A 16,920-nucleotide genomic window follows, 5' to 3' on the forward strand; every position below is an offset into this window, starting at 1 on the left:
ATAAAGTTATACCAGAATATCCAATAAATAGAAAAAAGCTATCTCATAATAAGTTGAAATAGCCGAATATTTCATATATTTATTTTATTACTCATGAAACATTTTTTTGTTGTTCAAATGTGACAATTTTTTTAAATTTTACACGATAAAAAATGTAACAAATAATCATGAATGGAATTCCACAATATAAAGCAATACGTTGATCTGGAATAAACGCTAAGCTTATGAATGTAACAAAGTTTAAAGAGAACGCCAAAATAGGAACGAGTGGATAAAGTGGAGTGCGGTATTTTAATTCTCGTATATCCCCACCATTTTTTATAAATTCTCTTCTAAAGAAAAATTGAGATGCAGCAATGGACATCCAAACAACGACAGCTGCCATCGCTGCAATAGATGTTAATACTAAAAAGACGGTATCAGCAGCGAATACACTTGTTAAAAGAGAAAGGCTAGCAAATATAAGGCTGAAAATTAATGCATTGAGTGGTACGCCTTTTTTCGTTAATTTTGAAAAGATAGGACTTGCCATTCCTTGTTTTGACATTGCCCAAAGCATACGAGAATTTGCATATAAACCAGAATTTGCTACCGATAATACAGCTGTAATAATAACAAAGTTCATAATGTCTGCTGCATACGGAATTCCAACTGTGTCAAAAACGAGTACGAACGGGCTTTCCACAAGATTTGCTTCTTGCCATGGTAATAATCCAACGACCACAGCAATTGAAAGGACGAAAAAGAAAAGTGTACGCCAAATTGTATTTTTTATAGCACTTGGTACTGTTTTTTCCGGTTGCTTACTTTCAGCTGAGGCAATACCAATTAACTCTGTTCCTTGGAACGCATAATTAACAGTAATCATTGTAAGCAAAACAGCTGGAAGTCCATTTGGAAATAATCCGCCATTTCCTGTGAAGTTATGGAACATCGGCGCGGGCTTACCATTAAAGTCTAATAGACCAAACATAACGGCACCGCCGAGTATGATAAAAACAATAATCGTTATTACTTTAACACTCGCAAACCAAAATTCAGTTTCAGCGTATGCACGTGCAGATGAAGCGTTTACAATAAAGAGCACGGCGGCAAATACAACACACCATATCCAAGATGAAACATCCGGGAACCAACGTTTCATTAAAATGCTGACAGTCGTTAGTTCAACTCCAACGGTAACAGCCCAGTTTAACCAATACATCCATCCCATGACAAATCCAAAACCAGGTGAAATAAATCGGCTAGCATAGCTTTGGAAAGAGCCGGCTTCAGGCATCGCAACTGTTAGCTCACCAAGACAAAGCATTGTTAAATACATAACAAATCCACCAACTAAATAGGCAAGAATAGCTCCGCCAGGTCCAGCGTTGTGAACAATTTGTCCTGATCCCATAAATAACCCTGTTCCGATAACTCCCCCTAGAGCAATCATAAAGAGGTGTCTACTTTGCATCGTACGTTTTAGTTCATTTTGCTGATTCTCTTTCTGTATCATATACCCCTCACCTCATATCTTTTAGTAGAAATCACAATTAAACCCGCTAGTGAATTTGCTTATCCTTATTGAAGAAGGTTCACTAAGTTAAGCATGTTTTATTCTAACAAAATATTCTGAAATTGTATATTAAAAAATCTTTTTATTTCAAAAAATACGAATTTTATGACGGTATACTGAAATAACAATTCGTATAATCATTCTAGTAAACTAGTGAAAACAACGGTACAATAAAGAGAGTATTATTTTGGAAAATGTAAGAAAATAATTATGTAATGGAGTTAGATATATGTTTAGGCTAGTCAAATACATATGTGTTTTAGGAATTGGAGTTATTGTTAGTGCGGCATGCAGTAAGGATGTTATGGGAGTAATTGAAACAGGGAAAAACAAAATTTTACAAAAAACTGAGGAACTCCGCTTAGACTTTTCATATGAAATGAAGGATCAAGTGATGATTGAAAATGTGCCATTTATAAAGCAACTTCCTGAATTAGAAAGAGGTTGTGAAGTGACAAGTTTAGCAATGTTACTGCAATATAAAGGAATTCAAGTTGACAAAATGAAGCTTGCGGATGAAATTGAACGTGTACCGTTTGAGGCGAACGGTTTGCGAGGAAATCCTCATGAAGGATTTGTAGGAAATATTTATACAAAGTCTAAACCAGGTTACGGTGTATACCATCAGCCGATTTTTCAATTAGCACAAAAATATGTTCCAGATAAAACAATTGATTTAACAGGAAGAGAGATAGAAGATATATATAAAGTGCTTAGTGCTGGTTCACCGGTATGGGTTATTGTTAATACAACTTTTCAGCCGCTAGATGAGGGAAGCTTTGAAACTTGGAACACAGATTCTGGAGAAGTAAAGATTACATATTATGAACATAGCGCTGTTATTGTTGGTTATGATCAAAATTTTGTATATGTAAATGATCCATTGGCAAACAAACCGCGTAAAGGTATTCCGCGTGCTCAATTTGAAAAAGCATGGGAACAAATGGGGAAACAAGCAATTACTATTCTATGAAAATAAAGGGAAACTTCCATCAGTGGATGGGGCTTCATCCCCCACCTATCTTCTTCGATTTTCTCTGAATCTTGAGGTGGGGGTCTTACTGCCCGCGAATAGCGGGATAAAACCGATAAATAAGAGCTGTTCCTGTCCGTTAATATGACATAAGAAGAGAGGTATGTGTATGGTCGAAATAAAGCGAATTGATTGCTCGCAAACATATGCACTTCGCCACGAAATTTTACGGCCTAATCAAAGTTTAGAAGACTGTAAATATACTTCTGATAATGAAGAAAATACCTTTCACCTCGGAGCATTTATGAACAATATGCTTATTAGTATTGCTTCCTTTTCTTATGAAACACATCCTTCTTTAGGAGAAGGCATTCATTATCGCTTAAGAGGAATGGCCACAAGACAAAATTTCCGCAAACAGCATGCTGGAAGTACTCTAATTCACAGTGCTGAAGCAATATTAACAGAGCGCCGCGCACAGCTTCTATGGTGTAATGCCAGAATCAACGTTGCAAATTATTATACACGATTAGGATTTCAAGAATATGGTGAAATATTCGATATTCCTCCAATCGGATTACACAAATTAATGTACAAAATCTTATAATCCATTTTATTATGTACAAAAAAAGAGCGTCTCCTACGAGAAACTCTTTTTTGCAATTCATTATAAAAACAAGTGACAACCAAATAATATAGCAAAGAAATAAAGAAACGGATGTACTTCCTTCCCTTTTCCTTTTACGATTTTTAAAATCGGGTAAATTAAGAAGCCAAGTGCTATACCATTCGCGATACTTGATGTGAGCGGTATACCAACGAAAATTAAGAACGCTGGAAGCACATCTTCAAAATCATTCCAATTTACTTCTCGAATATTTTGTGCCATTAGGCTACCAACAATAATAAGAGAAGGCGCTGTAATTGCTGCTACACTTGATAATGACGCGATTACAGGGCTAAAGAAAGCTGTAATGATTGTTAATCCAACAACGACAATACCTGTTAATCCTGTCTTTCCTCCTGCTGCAATACCAGCAGAAGATTCAATTGTAGCTGCTGTTGGACTTGTTCCAAACATTGCCCCTACCGTTCCTCCAATTGCATCTGCAATAAATGCTTTTCCAAAACGTCCTTCCGCATTATCTGTTTTTAAACCAGTCTGCTTAATTAACCCAAGCAATGCTCCTGTTGTATCAAATAACAATACAAGTAAAAATGAAAAAACAATACCATATAATCCGTAATGAATGACATCCGTCACAGCGTGAATCGGATTAAATGTAATCATTCCTTCTGGTAAATGCGGAACTGCTACAAGTTTATCGCTAAACTTTAATTGTCCTGTAAAAAAGGCAATAACTCCCGTTACAATCATACTAATAAACAGTGCACCATTTACGTTTAATACCATCAATACTGCAGCTAACACTAAACCAATTAACGTTAGCACAACAGAGGGCGAGTGAAAATTTCCAATGGTAACTAAGTTTGTAGGATGATCTACGATAATACCAGATAAACGAAGCCCTATAAATGCAATGAACAAACCGATCCCTGCTGCAATCGCATGCTTTAAACTATCCGGAATCGACTCAATTAGTTTTTGACGAAACGATGTAAATGAAAGTAAAAGAAAAATAATACCTGTCAAAAATACAGCTGAAAATGCAATAACGTATGTAATGCCTTCTGCGTTTTGAACAACAGAGTACGCGAAGTAGGCATTCATTCCCATTGCCGGTGCAATCACGATTGGGTAATTTGCTAAAAATGCCATGCATAATGTTCCAACAATTGTTGCAATAATTGTTGCCGTAAAGGCTTGATCGAACGGCACTCCTGCATCAGACAAAATCTTCGGATTGATGACAAGAATGTACGCAAATGTGAAAAACGTCGTAATACCAGCTAAAACCTCCTGCTTTACAGAAGTATTGTATTTCTTTAATTGAAACATATTAGCTATCCTTCCTACTTAATAAAATTATGATTATAACTACCTTCTCAAATTAACTTCTTCTAACAGCAATAATAATGAGGCTTTTATTGCGCGAAAAAATATAATACTTAATCTTATCAATTACTAAAAAAGAGCGTCAATATACTTGCTAATAGTTCGAATTTTAAAATTAAATTTAACGCTCTATAGATATAGTACAGAAAACATTGTCTTTTTTTGTAGCATAACAGGAATAAATGTTTTATAATTTTAAATAGTTAGACATTTTGTAAGCGAATACAATATTTTTTCTTATAATAAAGGGGGCTTACTATGAAGCACACAGACAAAGCAGAAACTTTAAATCGCGGATTAAAACAACGACATATTACACTTATGTCTCTTGGATCTGCTATTGGAGTTGGACTATTTTTAGGATCAGCTTCTGCTATTAAACTAGCAGGACCATCCATTTTATTTGGTTATATCATTGCAGGCCTTGCTATCTTTTTCATTATGCGTGCGCTTGGAGAAATGGCAATTGAACAACCTGTTGCCGGTTCGTTTAGCAAATATGCACATGACTATTTAGGCCCATTAGCAGGTTATATAACAGGCTGGAACTATTGGTTTTTATGGGTTGTTACTTGTATGGCTGAAATTACAGCCGCAGGTATTTATATGGAATATTGGTTCCCTGACATTCCACGTTGGATTTGGGCGCTGATTGCTCTCGTATTAATGAGTGCATTAAACTTTTTATCTGTTAAAGTGTATGGAGAACTTGAATTTTGGTTTGCTCTAGTTAAAATTGTCACAATTATCTGTATGATTGTAATCGGTACTGGTATTATTCTATTTGGTTTTGGAAATGGCGGCGTAGCGACTGGAATTTCAAATCTTTGGTCTCACGGTGGTTGGTTCCCGAATGGTTTCTCTGGTCTTCTTCTTTCTCTACAAATGGTACTATTTGCTTACTTAGGAGTGGAGTTAATCGGTGTAACAGCTGGAGAAGCAGAAAATCCGAAAAAAACATTATCTAAAGCAATCGATAACGTTTTTTGGCGTATTTTAATTTTCTATGTAGGGGCTCTATTCGTTATGATGGCGATTTATCCATGGAATGAGTTTGGCGAAAAAGGAAGTCCATTTGTACTAACATTTGAACAAATCGGCATCGCGAAAGCAGCAGGAATTATTAACTTTGTTGTATTAACAGCTGCCCTTTCTTCTTGTAATGGTGGTCTCTTTAGTACAGGCCGTATGCTATTTACATTAGCACAGCAAAAACAGGCACCAGAGAAGTTTGGTCATTTAAATAAAAATGGCATTCCAAGTAAAGGAATTTTAGCAACAGCTTTCGTATTATTAATAGGCGTTGCTTTAAACTACCTTGTTCCTGCTAAAGTATTTACGTGGCTAACTAGTATTTCAACATTCGGAGCAATTTGGACTTGGGGCGTCATTTTAGTTGCGCAGCTACGCTTCCGTAAAGGATTATCACAGGAAGCACAAAATAAATTAACGTACAAATTGCCACTGTATCCACTTAGCTCTTATATTACACTCGCTTTCCTTGTTTTAGTATTAGGAGTTATGGCATATTCTACTGATACACGTATCGCATTAATCGTTGGACCGATTTGGATTATCGCTTTAGTTGCTGTTTATTATATGAAAGGATTTCATAAAACAGATAAACTGCTTAAATCTCCTTCAAAGATAGGATAAAGTAAAACTTTAATTAGCAGGGGTTTTCTTCACCCTACACTGATTATTAATTAAACGAATCAAGGTTGTTACTGCCCGTCAGTTCAATTTGATGACTATCTATTCATTCAAAAGTTTATGAATGAATAGATATAATAAACCGTTACAATATCGGCGATCGTGTAATATATGACATGAATAATTTAACCAAAGAAGATGATTCCAAATTAACTAAAGTGTTATTTGGAATCATCTTTTTTCTTTTACTTTTATTGTATTCGTTTCACTAAACATACTTATACAAATTCCATTTCCAATTTCTTACGGAAACTCTACCTTTATTGACTTTTAATAGTTAACAATATAAACTATTAAATATGTAAAACTATTAATTAGAGAAAACTATTAATTTTATTTTTATTCATGTCAGGAGGAATTATATATGGAAGCTGCCATACACCTTGATGAGAAACAACAGCAAAAAAAGAAGCATCCTCCAGGTTTATACTTACTCTTCTTCACAGAAATGTGGGAAAGATTTAGTTATTACGGATTACGAGGATTATTAACATTATATTTAACAACAGCCTTAATAAACGGTGGTCTTGGTTTTAGTAAAAGCTGGGCACTTACGATTTACGGTTTTTATACAGGAGCTTGTTATTTCACCCCAATGATTGGTGGATTCTTAACAGATCGTTATCTTGGCAAACGATTAGCTATTACACTCGGCGGTATAACAATTGCACTTGGTAACCTTACGTTATTTGCACTGCAAAGTCACTTAGGGCTATACCTTGGGTTAGCGCTCATTATTATCGGGAACGGTTTCTTTAAACCAAACATTTCCACTCTTGTTGGAGAGTTATATCCAGAAAATGATTCACGTCGTGATGGTGCCTTTACGATTTTTTATATGGGAATTAACGTTGGTTCATTCCTTGCTCCACTCGTTTGCGGATACTTATCAGAAGATTTGTTTAAAACAACAGTAGATGGCGTTATTCATTATGGTTACCAATATGGATTTTTAGCTGCCTCCATCGGGATGGTTATCGGACAAATTTTATTTACAACATTATCCAATCGTTATCTTGGTGACATTGGTAAAAAACCGACAGCAGCTTTACAAACAGGAACTGGCAACAAAACAGCTGGAAATACACCATTAACAAAAAAAGAAAAACAGCATACAGCTGTTATTATCATAATAACTTGTTTCGTTGTTTTCTTCTGGGCTGGATTTGAACAGGCTGGTAGTTCTTTAACGTTATATACAAATACCTTTGTAGATCGCACTATATTTGGTTGGGAAATTCCAACATCTTGGTTTCAATCTGTAAACCCGCTATTTATTATTTTATTAGCACCAGTTGTTTCAGTACTTTGGACAAAGCTTGCTTCTACAAAACGCGGTGATTTGAAAATCCCAACAAAAATGGGTCTCGGTATGATTTTACTTGGAATTGGTTATATGATTCTTCTTGTCGCTACATTAAAAACAGGAAGTAATGAGCAAGACATTACAGAAAAAGCAAATCTGCTCTTTATTGTCTTTACTTACTTATTCCATACGTTAGGTGAATTGTTCTTATCCCCAGTCGGACTATCAATGGTAAGTGCACTCGCTCCTGTCAAACTTGCATCTTTATTAATGGGTGTTTGGTTCGCAAGTACAGGTGTCGCTAATATTTTAGGTGGACAGTTAGCAAATTTTACAACTTCATTAGGTTATTCAGAAGTATTTGCTGTTATTGGAGCTGCCGCTATTTTCTTAGGATGTATATTGCTATTAATTTCAAAAAAATTAGTAAAAATGATGGAATAAAAAAGATGAGGGTACAACCCCTCATCTTTTTTATTTATTTTCTCCTTTTTCTATCGCTTGCTTATATAACTCTTTATATTCTTTGTAATCACTTGGTACAAAGCGCTTATAGAAGAATGAAGTCCAACTTGCGCCTTTTTCATATCCTGCTTCACGAATTTCGGCTGCCTTCTTATTCGATTTAAATCCTTCTTCAAACCATTTCTTTAACAATTCATTCTTTTTATACTTCGTTGGAACTTTTAAATCATAGCTTTCAAATGCAGTTGTGTACCCTTCTTTTTCTACCTTCTCTTTCACAGATTTATAACCTTTTTCATACCCTTCTTCATATGCTTTCACATAGTCTGCTTTATCCATATTTATAGGCTTTTTTTCTGCTAACTCTTTTCCAGCCTTCTCGCCTAACTCAAATTGCTCTTTCTTAATTTTTTCGGTTCTCTCTTTATTCCCTACCTGAAAGCCTTCCGCAAAGTTTGCTTTAAATTCTGAGGAAACTTGACTATCGTCCATTGTTTCTTGAGCTAATCCTTGCTCTTTCCCTTTTTCAAATTGCACCTTTTTTTGTTCTAATAATGACCATGTCGCTGTGTAAGCCTCAGTAAATGCTTGCTTATAGGAGTCTGATTTTCCATTCAAATGCTCTGCTACATTATTCTTCCCTTCTTGAAAATCTTTTTCTCCAGCTGTTTTCCCTTCAACTTGTCCCTTTTCCATCTCCGCTTTCTGCTTTGCTTCTTCGGCTTTTCGTTGTTCTTCAGCTTTTCGTTGTTCTTCTGCCACACGCTGTTTTTCTTCTTCAGCCTTACGATTTGCCTCAGCTTGCTTTTGTGCTTCTATAGCACTATTATCTTGGCTAGGTGCTTGTTGTGTTGTACCGCTATTAGAAGATGGCTCCTTCTTATTATGGTAGTGATATTCTCCATATTGTAATCCCCACTTCTCACAGTTTGTACGACACGTATGTCCACCATTGGCATCTGTATTCCCTGGATGTGCATAAGCTGAAATCGGTGCTACTAATACTGCAATACCTGCTGCTAAGATAAATGACTTTCCTTTTTTAATCATACTGTATCCTCCTTAAATTTATATATAATACATTCATTATACAAATATAAATGAATTTTGTAATATATACTTTAATATTCTTTTACTTCCCAATTATTAGTTAAAAAGAAAGTCCACTTTCGTTGAAGGTGGACTTTTTTTTAACTATTTATTTTTTCATCTGTACGAAATCCCCAGACACTACATATCGTTTCGAATTATCAAGCACAGATGAACACGTAATAAGGGTTACTTCATTTTTCCCGTGATCTTCAACAACTTCCCATTTATCCGGCGTTACTTCTGTTATCTGCTGTACCGCATACTCATACTCATTTTCACTATCATATAAATATACTTTATCGTTCTTTTTCAATTTCGAAATATCGCTAAATAATACACCTTTTTTTGACATATTATGTCCTGCTAATGCGTAATTCCCTTTTCCCATCTCTTGTTTCTCTTTTACCGTTGCTGCACCTGATAATAAATTTTTCTCTGTCGAAGAACTTAGAATTGGTAGCTCTAATCCAATGCTTGGAATAGCAATGCGCCCGATAACTTGCTTCTCATCTAATGAAGCATTTGCCACATCCGCTAAATCTGGTTGTTTTATGTTAGAAGCATCAACAAATTTTGTTTCTTGCTTTTCGTACTTCATTTTCTTAATAGATTGTAGGTTTTCTTCTTGCATTTTCCCAGCTTTATAACCGTCATAAAAAGGTTTTGCAATTAAAATACCACCTACCACAAATAATAGAAGTGCTAATATACTATAAATCCTTTTTTTATTCATACCCCAATTCCTTTCTCTCACAAAATTCCCCTTATATAAAATCATAAAATAAGAATGCTAGATATACAAGTAACATACGCAAGATATAAACGATACTTCCCGATGAAAAAAAGATGTGCGACTTTGCACATCTTTCACACAACCTTATTACGATATAAAGAAATATGAAATACTGTAGTTTGGATTAGTAAAACGAAAAATAATACATATAGCGGATATTCTGGAATGCTTCGATTGAATAGTGGATAAACAACTAACGAGGCAGCTGCAACAGGCATAATAAACCATAGCGAAAGAAGTGTAGTGCGACACGCTTTCGCAGTCAATATTTCTTCTCTCTCATCTTCACTTGGAAATAATAACGGAAATGTCCAAAATGATAATTTCTTATATTTCTTTTTTTGTACCTTGTATCCAATGAATACCCCTACCGCTACAATTAACATCAATGTAATTGGCGTTATATTCATCATAACAGTCCACGTTTGCTTTTCAGTACGTATGATGTTTGCAAGATCCATAATGACATGAAAATACTCAACAAAAGCCCAACCAGCTATAGCAAGAATAAATATATTTATTACATAAGAAAGACCAATTCTATTCATTTTCTTCTTCCTCCTTTTGTAATACAAATACTTCTTCCATTTGTAAACCAAACACATCACAAATCATGAGCGCTAATAATAATGATGGAACATAATCTCCTTTTTCAATAGCTGCAACGGTTTGCCTCGTTACACCTACTTTTTCGGCCAATACACTTTGTGTAAAATTAAAGCGGGCTCGCAGCTCTTTTACTCGATTATAAATGGTCAAAATTACCACCTCTCACCATTATTGTATGCCAAACTTTACAAAATGCAAACTCAACTTAACATTTAATAATAAAAAAACCTACTTTGCTTTTTACAAAGTAGGTTTTTTTATTTTAATCTAAAATGACAACACGAACTTGTTTTCTACCCCAAGAGTTAGATGATGCTTTATCTGGCATTAACACATCAATTTTATGCCCTTTAATTGCTGAGCCAGTGTCTCCAGCGATTGCTGTACCATATCCTTCAACATATACACGAGATCCTAATGGAATAACATCTGGATCAACAGCAATTAATTTCATACCTGGGTTTCCAGTTAAGTCATGTCCCATTTTTGAGTATACATGCTCTCCTGGTTGTTTTCCATTTTCTAAAGGATCTGCAGTATAAGCTGTTGCCTCTACATACATCTCACGTCCACTTTGACTAGAGCCGTCATTTGATTTAGATCCTGATCCTGATCCTGATCCTGATCCTGATCCTGATGCTGTTCCTCTCGCCTTTGCTTCTTCTGCAGCTGCTGCTTTTTGATCTGCAGCTGCCTTTTCACGTGCTTCTGCTGCTGCTTTTGCTGCCGCTTGCTCGCGGGCAATTGTATCTTGTACGCTCTTCATATCTGCTTCAATCTTTGATTTTTCTTGCGCAGCAAGCGTAAGTTGACTTGAAATTTCATTATATTTTGTTTGCACAGACTGCAAGCTCTCTTGACGTTTCTGTAAATTCACTTGTAACTCATCCTGTGCTTTTGCTAATTTTTGTTTATCTACTTCTAAAGATTTTTCTTTTTCATCAATCGCTTTTTTATCATCTTCGATTTGACGAAGATCTTGTTCTTGTAAATTAAGAATCTCTTTATCTGCATCCATAATTGTAGAAACTGCACTCATACGTTCTAAGAGATCTGCAATATTTTTAGAGTTCACAATTACTTCAACTACTAAATTCATATTTGAATTCTCTTGAGCAGAGACCATACGTTTTTTCATAATATCTTTACGCATAAGTACTTTATCTTCTAACGCAATAATCTCTTTCTTTTTTTGTTCAATTTGTTTATTTGTATCATCAATTTTATGCTGAATTTGGTCTTGCTCTGTTTTATTTTTAGAAATAGTATCATTTAAGTCTTTTAATTCTTTTTCAATACCTTCAATTTCTTTCATTACAGCTTGCTTCTCTTGCTCTTTTTGCTGAATAGTATTGTCATTCTGCTGCAATTGCTGCTGCATGTTGTTTAATTTATCGTCGTTTGACTCAGCTTTTACAGCAACTGTACTAGAAAAACAAATGAATCCAGCTAATACAACGCTACTGATACGCTTAAAATAGTTCATAATCCGACTCCCTTCATATTATAGTTATACATTATTTGTTTTACAGTTTGTTTACAAACTCATTAAATACAGTTTATTTTTTATGGATAAAAATAACAGATATCAAAAAATATAATAAATACAGTTTAATATTTTTAAAATTTTATATGTATATATTTAAAAAAATGCTGAAATTTTAATATAAAGTGAAACTTCTATAAGCAAAATCTTATTATCTATTAACAAAGGAAATAGCAAATCATAGAAGCTTGGGGAGAATATTATGTTTACAAAAACAAAATCAAGTACAAGAGTTAGAACAGCAATTACATCAAAAAGAGAAAGAACATCAAAATGTTATCACTTCATTACATGAAAATGTATTAACGGTTGTAAGTGAACAATTATAAAGCCCTTTCCTTCAACTATAACTGTGTCCAGGTTAGTATGAAAAAAGACCAAATACTTAAAGAGTAAGTATTTGGTCTTTCTATAAATCATTAGCGATTTACATACGTATCAAACCACAAATGTATATAACCGGCTGTAACGCGCTGTGCTTCCATTAAGCGCTTTCCTGTTACCGGTGTCACTTCCGCCCGCCATTTATCTGCATATTCTTGAGATACAGCTGCTTTTACAAACCAATCTTTTGTCGTATCATTCACAATGCCAGGATAATCTTGTTTAGCTGCTACCGCTGATCCTTGAATCCAATCTTCTGGGTTTGCCCCTTTCCAATTCCAATATCCATTACTATCTGAAACTATATAGTTATCTTTTATTGTATCAACAAAATTTTCGTATTTAGAATGGAAACCCATTGGATACGAAAGATTCGTAAAGTTTGCTGCATGCATCGGCTGATTTACATCTCCTAAATAATGAAGCGATAATCCTAAGTAGAAGAATGCCTGTTTTAAATCTTGCTTTTGGTATGCTTCACCAGCAAGCTTAAAATATTTTGTACCTGTTTCTTTTGCCTGTTTCGCAAAAGGAATGTATGTTTTTCCAGTATCCGGATCGTAAAAGTGAGAAGCATATGTACCATTATCATAATAAGGATTCTCGTAATCAGCAGAATAAATACCATTTTCTAAATCAGTACGCCACTCATTTAATAAAGCTGCTTCATTCGGCTTCACAATCGTTGTATTACGAGACATGATATCAATTGCACGATTTACAATCCACAAATGAGTGCTAACCCCTTCATTATGCTTATCCTCAGCTGACCATCTTAAAACCGGTACAGGACTTTCATTATTATTTGTTTGCGCAAATACTACACTTTGAACTGGTGCAGCTAAAGCAACCATAGCTGCTAGTGCTAATACTTTCTTTTTCATACAAAATCCTCCCATTTTATATTTATATCCTCATGAAGTAGAACTTCTGATGTTATTTGGTAAATCTATTATACGGATATCCTATCTTTTGATGATTTTACATCTTTGAAATGAGATATAAAAATATAAACAAAAGATAGATTAATACATATATATATATTGTTATGATTCAGTTTAATTATAGTGAGGAAATGTTAATCTCGTGCAAAAAGATTGATAAAACAGTGTAAATATTAAGAAAATAAAATCGTTACTATTTTCATTAATTTTTATCATATCTGGCTAGAAGCCCCCACCTCAAGCGCGAAGCGGTAGGTGGGGGATGAATCGCTTTTTCTGTTTTTTTTAGTATATAAAATAGAAACGTATGTTCCTTTTTGATATACTTTGTGTATACAAAACAAGAAAGGAGCGTGTCCAATGAAAAAAGCATATTTTTCAATTCGTATCTATAAGAATGCACTGCATCCGAAGTATGTTGAAGCTATTGGACATGCTCTTTTCGTATTTAATCGTGCGAAGCATTTCGCTTTTCAAACGCAAGTGTTAGAAAAACGTTCTGGCACCTCCAGACGTTCTGATAGTATGCAAATTACTGTAAAATCACGATTTAGTCTGAATGACTATTATGCAAATAGTGCTGTGCAGGAGGCAAATGCGCTGTTTTCTTCTCAGACAGAATTGAAGAAATTGTATATCGAAAATAAAAATGAACAGATTAAAGCTATAAAAAAGAAGATTAAGAAAACCAAGTCAGATTTGACAGTGCTGAATAAAATGAAAGCATCTTTTATCAAAGGGGAACCAAAGTTCAATAAAACGTCCAAAGAACAACAAATGGGACGATATTTTGTTGTTCAATTTAAAAAGAGAACGGATATTTACTATCATGCTTATCAATTTGAGCATAAATATTTAAATGTGCGTATTCAAACACTTTGTTCTCGTTTAGGTAGCCTTGAATTTCGGTTGGATAGACTACAAAAACTACTTCATAGTTTAAAAACCAATGTTTCTTCTGTTGTGTTTGGGAGTAAAAAACTATTCAAAGCACAACATACTGTAGATGCTTATGTTCAAAATCATATACTTTGGGTTCAGGATTTTGAACAGGCTCGTTACAGTCAAATGTTGATTTCAGGTCGAAAAGACGCGAAATCAGGAAACTTTGTATTTACATACAATACAGAATCACAATCTTTACACTTTACAACACCAAACGGTGTTGTAGTTGAAATTCCGAACCTTACATTTCCGTATGGACAAGAACAATTGAATGCAACTGTTCAAAACCAACGGAATTGCAAAGATAAAAAGAATGCAGGAAAGCCAATCAGTTGGGCAATTGAAGATCATGGGGATTACTACATTTTTAAGTGTTTAATAGATATTGAAGAGAACCAAAATAAAAACTTCAGCAAATCCGATGGTGTCATTGGAGTAGACTGTAATTTTGACCACTTTGCTTGGTCAAACATCAATAAACAAGGACAACTAATAAAAACGGGTGTATTATTCTTTGATATTTTAGGTAAAACGTCAGAACAAATTACTAAAATTATTGAAGCAGAAGCCATTGCATTAGTTGATATTGCTGTAAAAGCAAACAAACCGATTGTTGTAGAAAAATTAAATACAACAAAAGCAAAGGTTAAGAACCCTTATGGTAACAAAAAAGCAAACATGATGATGAGCATGTTTGCTTACAAAAAGATGATTTCAGCTATTAAAAGCCGTGCTGAGAAGATGGGTGTAGCAGTATTTGAGATAAATCCAGCGTACACTTCTCAAATTGGTAAAATCAAATATATGAAACGTTTTGGTATCAGTATTCACCAAACAGCTTCTTATGTCATTGCTAGAAGAGCAATGGGATGTAAAGAAAAACTTCCACCAATTTTGTATTCACTATTACCGGAGAAGATGGTAGGTCTGCATCATTGGGCGCAATGGAAGTGGCTGTCTGGCATCCTGTCTGATTTGCGTGTTCACACATTCTATCAGATGGAGCTTTCGAACCATAACAAGATTCGTTCTGCGAACGAACTTTTTCCTTCAGGGGCTCTTACAGACTTGGAAGTAAAAGGTTTGTCTAAGTTTGAAAGCAGAAAAACCATACCTTGTTGAATGGGAATGGTCTGCTAAGCATTTTGTCTTAGTTGTCCCTTTTGGGAATCCCTTCCTCAAAAATCCGTTAGGATTTTAGGTGGGGGTAGTTCAATTAAAGTGTACAATTTTCCATACATAACAAATTAATTTCATTGCAGAGAAAAATAGCATTATGCCATAATAGCAAAAGAGAGGTGAACAGGTTGAAATACTTTATTTATTTTATTGTTATCATTGCATTCTTAGATACATTTTCACAATTACCCATTATGAGTACATACGCGCAAAGTCTTGGAGGAACCCCTCTTATTATCGGCCTTGTCGTTGGAATGTACTCATTTGCAAATATGATCGGCAATATTATTGCAGGTGCGTCTGTTGATAAATACGGAGCCAAAAAAGTTCTTTCTATTAGCATGGCAATTACGAGTCTCATAGTTTTATTGTATACAGTTGTCCAAAACGGTGAACAACTTATTATCGTTCGTTTTCTACACGGATTTAGTGACGGCTTCTTAATACCAGCTGCCTTTACTTTCTTATCAAAACAAACAGAAGCAACAAAGCAAGGGAAAGCAATGGCTTTATCTGGTGCAGCTGTTGGAACAGCAGCTATCGTAGGTCCTGCTTTCAGTGGGATTATGAAAGCAACCGCGGGTATACACTGGGTCTTCATTACAATTTCTATCTTAATGGTACTTGGTACAATCGTCTCGCTCTTCTTGTTGCCAAATCATATAACAAGAACAAATACATTACGGACACAAATAATGAACAAAGAAGATATGGTTGGATTATTAAAATCTGAACCGTTATTACAAGCATACATCGGTGCCTTTACGTTAATGTTCTCACAAGGAATTGTCACATATATGTTACCTATGAAAATAGAAGATTTAGGACTTAAAGCTTCCTTAACGGGAATGATGCTTAGTGTCTTTGGAATCACTGCAATCCTCTTCTTCTTACTACCAACAAACCGTATATACGATTACTTTAACCGTCAAAAAATGATGGTCATTGGTATTGCAGTTATGGCATTTGCATTATCGTTACTTGGTATATTTGCAACAAAAGGCATGCTCTTTATTGTCATGATAATTTACGGAATTGGATTTGCAATTCTCTTTCCTTCTATTAATGCTTTACTTGTTGAAAATACAACAGAAGATAATCGCGGAAAAGCATTCGGATTATTTTATGCGTTCTTCTCACTCGGTGTCGTTGGCGGATCCTTTACCGTTGGAGCAATCGGAGCATCACCGAGCGTAAGTTTTGTAATTGGAACAGCTTTCTTGCTTACATTTGCTTCGATGATTTACGTAAGAGGACGATTTAAAAAAACAATGATGGGGTAGACTCCATCATTGTTTTTTATTTTAAAAAGCATATCGATACAATCCATTTACAAAAAAGCTGTGCAAATACCATTCATATTTCGACAATTCCCTAGGAAATATTCATTTCTCCT

At 34.7% G+C, this 16,920-nt stretch carries 15 protein-coding genes; 7 read left to right on the forward strand and 8 right to left on the reverse strand.

What is annotated here, in order from left to right; genetic code table 11:
- Nucleotides 1-91: 91 nt before the first annotated feature.
- Nucleotides 92-1,498, reverse strand: coding sequence for an amino acid permease (locus tag ACEWFJ_RS21050; RefSeq protein WP_473689799.1), 1,407 nt, complete (start codon nucleotides 1,496-1,498; stop codon nucleotides 92-94).
- 289 nt (nucleotides 1,499-1,787) lie between these two features.
- Here ACEWFJ_RS21050 and ACEWFJ_RS21055 point away from each other — a divergent pair, with 289 nt between their 5' ends.
- A complete protein-coding gene (locus tag ACEWFJ_RS21055) occupies nucleotides 1,788-2,531 on the forward strand; it encodes a C39 family peptidase (RefSeq protein ID WP_473689800.1) in 744 nt (247 codons plus the stop codon).
- A gap of 169 nt (nucleotides 2,532-2,700) precedes the next feature.
- Nucleotides 2,701-3,138, forward strand: a complete 438-nt coding sequence (locus tag ACEWFJ_RS21060) for a GNAT family N-acetyltransferase (protein ID WP_473689801.1) — start codon at nucleotides 2,701-2,703, stop codon at nucleotides 3,136-3,138.
- A 60-nt stretch (nucleotides 3,139-3,198) separates the two neighbouring features.
- Here the strand turns inward: ACEWFJ_RS21060 and ACEWFJ_RS21065 are convergent, their stop codons facing one another.
- Nucleotides 3,199-4,491: an NCS2 family permease gene (locus ACEWFJ_RS21065; RefSeq protein ID WP_473689803.1), complete on the reverse strand. Its 1,293-nt coding sequence runs from the start codon at nucleotides 4,489-4,491 to the stop codon at nucleotides 3,199-3,201.
- 315 nt (nucleotides 4,492-4,806) lie between these two features.
- Here ACEWFJ_RS21065 and ACEWFJ_RS21070 point away from each other — a divergent pair, with 315 nt between their 5' ends.
- Together ACEWFJ_RS21070 and ACEWFJ_RS21075 are read left to right on the forward strand one after the other, a co-directional pair.
- Complete coding sequence (locus ACEWFJ_RS21070) at nucleotides 4,807-6,204, forward strand: amino acid permease (RefSeq protein ID WP_473689804.1); 1,398 nt, start codon at nucleotides 4,807-4,809, stop codon at nucleotides 6,202-6,204.
- Nucleotides 6,205-6,625: 421 nt separating this feature from the next.
- Entirely contained in the window at nucleotides 6,626-8,011 is a 1,386-nt protein-coding gene (locus ACEWFJ_RS21075; RefSeq protein WP_473689805.1) for a peptide MFS transporter, read from the forward strand.
- A 30-nt stretch (nucleotides 8,012-8,041) separates the two neighbouring features.
- Here the strand turns inward: ACEWFJ_RS21075 and ACEWFJ_RS21080 are convergent, their stop codons facing one another.
- The 5 genes from ACEWFJ_RS21080 to ACEWFJ_RS21100 all read right to left on the reverse strand — a co-directional run bounded on the left by ACEWFJ_RS21080 (nucleotide 8,042) and on the right by ACEWFJ_RS21100 (nucleotide 12,012).
- Entirely contained in the window at nucleotides 8,042-9,082 is a 1,041-nt protein-coding gene (locus ACEWFJ_RS21080) for a YHYH domain-containing protein (RefSeq protein WP_473689806.1), read from the reverse strand.
- A 148-nt stretch (nucleotides 9,083-9,230) separates the two neighbouring features.
- Nucleotides 9,231-9,857 carry a class A sortase gene (locus ACEWFJ_RS21085; RefSeq protein ID WP_473689807.1) on the reverse strand — a complete coding sequence of 209 codons (627 nt, stop codon included), beginning with the start codon at nucleotides 9,855-9,857 and terminating at the stop codon, nucleotides 9,231-9,233.
- 134 nt (nucleotides 9,858-9,991) lie between these two features.
- Nucleotides 9,992-10,465, reverse strand: coding sequence for a DUF2178 domain-containing protein (locus ACEWFJ_RS21090; protein ID WP_473689808.1), 474 nt, complete (start codon nucleotides 10,463-10,465; stop codon nucleotides 9,992-9,994).
- Entirely contained in the window at nucleotides 10,458-10,676 is a 219-nt protein-coding gene (locus tag ACEWFJ_RS21095; RefSeq protein WP_154711184.1) for a helix-turn-helix transcriptional regulator, read from the reverse strand. The genes ACEWFJ_RS21090 and ACEWFJ_RS21095 overlap by 8 nt, the downstream gene beginning before the upstream one ends.
- A gap of 112 nt (nucleotides 10,677-10,788) precedes the next feature.
- On the reverse strand, nucleotides 10,789-12,012 hold the full coding sequence (locus ACEWFJ_RS21100; RefSeq protein WP_473689809.1) for a 3D domain-containing protein: 1,224 nt from the start codon (nucleotides 12,010-12,012) through the stop codon (nucleotides 10,789-10,791).
- Between the two features lie 248 nt (nucleotides 12,013-12,260).
- Between ACEWFJ_RS21100 and ACEWFJ_RS21105 the strand changes: the two genes are divergently transcribed.
- On the forward strand, nucleotides 12,261-12,401 hold the full coding sequence (locus ACEWFJ_RS21105; protein WP_176524589.1) for a hypothetical protein: 141 nt from the start codon (nucleotides 12,261-12,263) through the stop codon (nucleotides 12,399-12,401).
- A 90-nt stretch (nucleotides 12,402-12,491) separates the two neighbouring features.
- Here ACEWFJ_RS21105 and ACEWFJ_RS21110 read toward each other — a convergent pair whose 3' ends face one another.
- Nucleotides 12,492-13,340, reverse strand: a complete 849-nt coding sequence (locus ACEWFJ_RS21110; RefSeq protein ID WP_473689810.1) for a phospholipase C — start codon at nucleotides 13,338-13,340, stop codon at nucleotides 12,492-12,494.
- Nucleotides 13,341-13,760: 420 nt separating this feature from the next.
- On the opposite strand from ACEWFJ_RS21110, the gene ACEWFJ_RS21115 reads away from it, so the two are divergent.
- Nucleotides 13,761-15,467, forward strand: a complete 1,707-nt coding sequence (locus tag ACEWFJ_RS21115; protein ID WP_473689811.1) for an IS200/IS605 family accessory protein TnpB-related protein — start codon at nucleotides 13,761-13,763, stop codon at nucleotides 15,465-15,467.
- Between the two features lie 185 nt (nucleotides 15,468-15,652).
- Nucleotides 15,653-16,807 carry an MFS transporter gene (locus ACEWFJ_RS21120; protein WP_473689812.1) on the forward strand — a complete coding sequence of 385 codons (1,155 nt, stop codon included), beginning with the start codon at nucleotides 15,653-15,655 and terminating at the stop codon, nucleotides 16,805-16,807.
- Nucleotides 16,808-16,920: the final 113 nt, after the last annotated feature.

Source organism: Bacillus sp. EA-CB0995, assembly GCF_055814245.1.

Coding starts and splice junctions, on each gene's coding strand:
- ACEWFJ_RS21060 (WP_473689801.1), top strand. CDS start 2,701: ATGGTCGAAATAAAGCGAATTGATTGCTCGCAAACATATGCACTTCGC.
- ACEWFJ_RS21110 (WP_473689810.1), bottom strand. CDS start 13,340: ATGAAAAAGAAAGTATTAGCACTAGCAGCTATGGTTGCTTTAGCTGCA.
- ACEWFJ_RS21075 (WP_473689805.1), top strand. CDS start 6,626: ATGGAAGCTGCCATACACCTTGATGAGAAACAACAGCAAAAAAAGAAG.
- ACEWFJ_RS21065 (WP_473689803.1), bottom strand. CDS start 4,491: ATGTTTCAATTAAAGAAATACAATACTTCTGTAAAGCAGGAGGTTTTA.
- ACEWFJ_RS21090 (WP_473689808.1), bottom strand. CDS start 10,465: ATGAATAGAATTGGTCTTTCTTATGTAATAAATATATTTATTCTTGCT.
- ACEWFJ_RS21100 (WP_473689809.1), bottom strand. CDS start 12,012: ATGAACTATTTTAAGCGTATCAGTAGCGTTGTATTAGCTGGATTCATT.
- ACEWFJ_RS21115 (WP_473689811.1), top strand. CDS start 13,761: ATGAAAAAAGCATATTTTTCAATTCGTATCTATAAGAATGCACTGCAT.
- ACEWFJ_RS21050 (WP_473689799.1), bottom strand. CDS start 1,498: ATGATACAGAAAGAGAATCAGCAAAATGAACTAAAACGTACGATGCAA.
- ACEWFJ_RS21085 (WP_473689807.1), bottom strand. CDS start 9,857: ATGAATAAAAAAAGGATTTATAGTATATTAGCACTTCTATTATTTGTG.
- ACEWFJ_RS21055 (WP_473689800.1), top strand. CDS start 1,788: ATGTTTAGGCTAGTCAAATACATATGTGTTTTAGGAATTGGAGTTATT.
- ACEWFJ_RS21080 (WP_473689806.1), bottom strand. CDS start 9,082: ATGATTAAAAAAGGAAAGTCATTTATCTTAGCAGCAGGTATTGCAGTA.
- ACEWFJ_RS21070 (WP_473689804.1), top strand. CDS start 4,807: ATGAAGCACACAGACAAAGCAGAAACTTTAAATCGCGGATTAAAACAA.